Raw genomic sequence first — 2970 nt, forward strand, 5'->3', positions numbered from 1 at the left:
TACGTGCGCGAATGGGACCCCTCGCTTCTCACGTCGAGCGCCCGCACGGGCCACACCGAGATTTCCCGCAGGCGCTTCGCCGAGACCGAGCCCGGTTCCGTCGAGCCGATCAGCCGCTTCTTCAAGCTGCCCGAGCAGGGCGTCTCCAACACGCTCAGAGCGGGTACGGACGGGGCCAGGGGCGCGTTCACCAGCCCGAGGCCCATCCACTACCGCTACAACCGATGCGTCACCGTGCGCGAGATGGCGCGGCTGCACGGCTTCCCGGATTGGTTCCGCTTCAACGTCACCAAGTGGCACGGCGCACGCCAGATCGGCAACGCCGTGCCCCCGCCGCTCGCCAGGGCGATCGCCGGCCAGGTGATGGACGCCCTGGACATCGTTCCGACCCGTCCGAAGGGCGTCGTCGAGCTGGGCGATCCTGGCCTTCTGGCGCTCGACATGTCGGGCGCGGCGGCGCATTTCGGGGTGGACGCCCCCGCAGGCCGGCGCGACCGCAAGAGCGGGGCCACCAAGCGCAAGCAGATCGACATCGAGAGGGAGAGGCTAGCACAGGGGGTAGAAGCCCATGGCTAAGCCGCCCAGCCGTCAGAGCCAGATTATTACCGCGGTATTTCTAGATAAGTACAGCGACGGTGCAACTTCAATTCCATTCTCTCGTCAGGATCTTTTCGATGCTTGTAGTAAGCATGGAATTGAGCCGCTTAAAAATATGGGCGATGGAGCAGTATATTCGTATCGCTATCGCGCGAAATGGCCTCCTGCGATTATGGACCGTCAGCCTAAAGGAAAAGAGTGGGTGATCCTTGGACGAGGGATCGCGCAATATGAGTTTAGGTTAGTAGATAGAAGCAATATACTGCCAAATAGGCACCTGGTGTCGACAAAGGTTCCAGAAGCCACACCTGAAATAATAAAGAGATATGCCTTCACTGATGAGCAAGCGCTTTTGGCCAGGATTCGTTATAACCGCTTAATAGACATTTTTTTCGGTATCGCGGCTTACAGTCTCCAGAATCATCTTAGAACAACGGTTGATGCGATTGGGCAAATAGAAATCGATGAAATTTACGTCGGTATTGATCGACATGGCCGACACTTTGTCATCCCGGCGCAGGCCAAGGTTGGCAACGACAAGATCGGCTATGCGCAGCTATATCAAGACCTCGCGTACTGCGCTGAGAAGTACCCGCGTTTGATGTGCCGCGCCTTGGCGGCCAAATTCATGCCAGGGGGTACGATCGCGCTTTTCGAACTCACCATCGACGGTGAGTCCGTCAAAATTGTGCAGGAGCGCCATTACGATCTGGTTCCCGAGGGTGACATCTCGGAAGCGGAGCTGGATTCCTACAACGCACGTGCGGGCGCTGAGTGATCCCTACTTCGGAAAATTCTTCTTAGGTTCTCATTGCCGTGCTATATGATGCGCTGAAGAGTGGTTGCGGCACATCATATGGAGGCCGGGAGCATGGCGAAGAAATCTGGAGGCGATGGGCACTATCGTAGCGCAATCAGCGGGCGCTATGTGACGAGCGCTCACGGGAAGCGAAGCCCGAGCACGACCGTCTTCGAGAAGACGGGTGGTGGCTCGACCGGATCGGCACGAAGCGCCAAGACTGGTCGCTTTGTGACGGAGGGCCACGCAAATCGTAATCCCCGAACCACGATAAAAGAGTCTTGATCTGGCTTCTCCGTGAAGATTATTTATGGTCCATAAAGCTGGACTCGATAATAAATCGGGGCTACCCAAATCTAATTGAGCGGATATAAATTGGTGTGATTGGCCGCTCTACATAGGCTACGCTCATGGCAAGATGCACAGCGCCCGTACAAGGGCACCGATCAGCGGCTGCGGCTGCGGCGTGTCCTGCATGTAGGAATCGCTATCGCGGCTACAGCAGCTACAGTTCATATCCGTCATATTCACCGCCGCCCGCTCCTCAGGTTGTGAGCCGGAGCCAGGGGGGTAGCCGTGGCGGAGCTGGCGTGAGCAGGCCTAAATGGTCACCTGCTGGTTCTTCAGTGGTGTACACGCCTACCGAAATTCGAGCGCTTACGCCGATCCGTGAGAACGTCGAGAAGCGAGCTGCTCAACCAGAACTTCGAGACCTATTTCTGTGCCATGCGTGGGATGATCGGAAAGGTGCTGCCAAGGAACTCTTTGAACTTCTTGAGGCACAAGGCGTTTCTGTATGGTTCAGTGAAAAGGATGTTCGCCTTGGCGCGCCTTTGCTTCGGGAAATAGATAGAGGTTTGGCAAAATCTAGAATTGGAATCGTTCTGGTGACGCCCGCCTTCTTGAATCGTATTCGTGGGGAGGGGATCGCAGACAAAGAACTTTCTGTTCTTCTTGCGCGCGAGCTTCTTGTACCAATTGTGCATGAAACGACATACGAACAACTCAGGGAGATAAGCCCCTTGCTCGCTTCTCGAGGGGGGATGGACACCGCAGAAGAGGCTTTGGCAATCGTTGCCACTAAGCTTGCAGAGCTAGTCTCCCTCTAGCGCCAGACTTAGCTGGCTTCTTGCTTGGCTTTGATCCGCCTCACTGTCGAAACGCTGACCCCGAAGAGCCGAGCTATCTCGGCCAAGCTGTGCCCGTCCTTATCCCGCATGCGCCGCGCCTCGTCCCTCTGCGCGCTGCTCAGCGCCGCAGGCCGGCCGCCGATTCGACCCCGCTTTCGCGCGGCTTCCAGGCCCTCCCTGGTCCTCTCCGAAATTCGCTCCCGCTCGAACTGCGTGATCGAGGCGAAGACGTGGAACACCAGGCGGCCCGCCGGGGTCGTGGTGTCTATGTCCTCGGCCAAGGAGCGGAAGCCCGCTCCGGCCTGCTGGACGGCCTTCACGATGTCCAGGAGGTCATGCAGGGACCGGGCGATGGAGTGCGCCCCTTCGGGCGGACCGGCTCAGGCGGCGGTTTTGACAGAGGCGCGGGCGTTGCGTTCCTCGAATTCGACGGGGCTGAGATAC

5 protein-coding genes are annotated in these 2970 nt (G+C 58.0%); 4 read left to right on the forward strand and 1 reads right to left on the reverse strand.

The genetic code is table 11. The annotated features are described in order from the left end of the window. From BM064_RS26450 to BM064_RS26465, 3 genes are all read left to right on the forward strand, one after another. A partial coding sequence (locus BM064_RS26450; RefSeq protein WP_143103488.1) for a DNA cytosine methyltransferase occupies positions 1–576 on the forward strand: 576 nt, incomplete at its 5' end. Continuing rightward, positions 569–1375 (forward strand): endonuclease, encoded by an 807-nt coding sequence (locus BM064_RS26455; protein ID WP_092866547.1) that lies wholly within the window; start codon positions 569–571, stop codon positions 1373–1375. The genes BM064_RS26450 and BM064_RS26455, both read left to right, overlap by 8 nt. Positions 1376–1986: 611 nt before the next feature. Then, positions 1987–2505 (forward strand): toll/interleukin-1 receptor domain-containing protein, encoded by a 519-nt coding sequence (locus BM064_RS26465; RefSeq protein WP_245779307.1) that lies wholly within the window; start codon positions 1987–1989, stop codon positions 2503–2505. Between the two features lie 8 nt (positions 2506–2513). On the opposite strand, the gene BM064_RS26470 is transcribed toward BM064_RS26465, so the two are convergent. Beyond that, positions 2514–2846: a recombinase family protein gene (locus tag BM064_RS26470; RefSeq protein ID WP_245779308.1), complete on the reverse strand. Its 333-nt coding sequence runs from the start codon at positions 2844–2846 to the stop codon at positions 2514–2516. Between BM064_RS26470 and BM064_RS28250 the strand changes: the two genes are divergently transcribed. Continuing rightward, positions 2757–2970: hypothetical protein (locus BM064_RS28250; RefSeq protein WP_245779309.1), on the forward strand; the 214-nt coding region annotated here is incomplete at its 3' end. The two genes, BM064_RS26470 and BM064_RS28250, sit on opposite strands and share 90 nt — an antisense overlap.

The sequence above is a fragment of the Albimonas pacifica genome (assembly GCF_900113695.1).
Classification (GTDB): domain Bacteria; phylum Pseudomonadota; class Alphaproteobacteria; order Rhodobacterales; family Rhodobacteraceae; genus Albimonas; species Albimonas pacifica.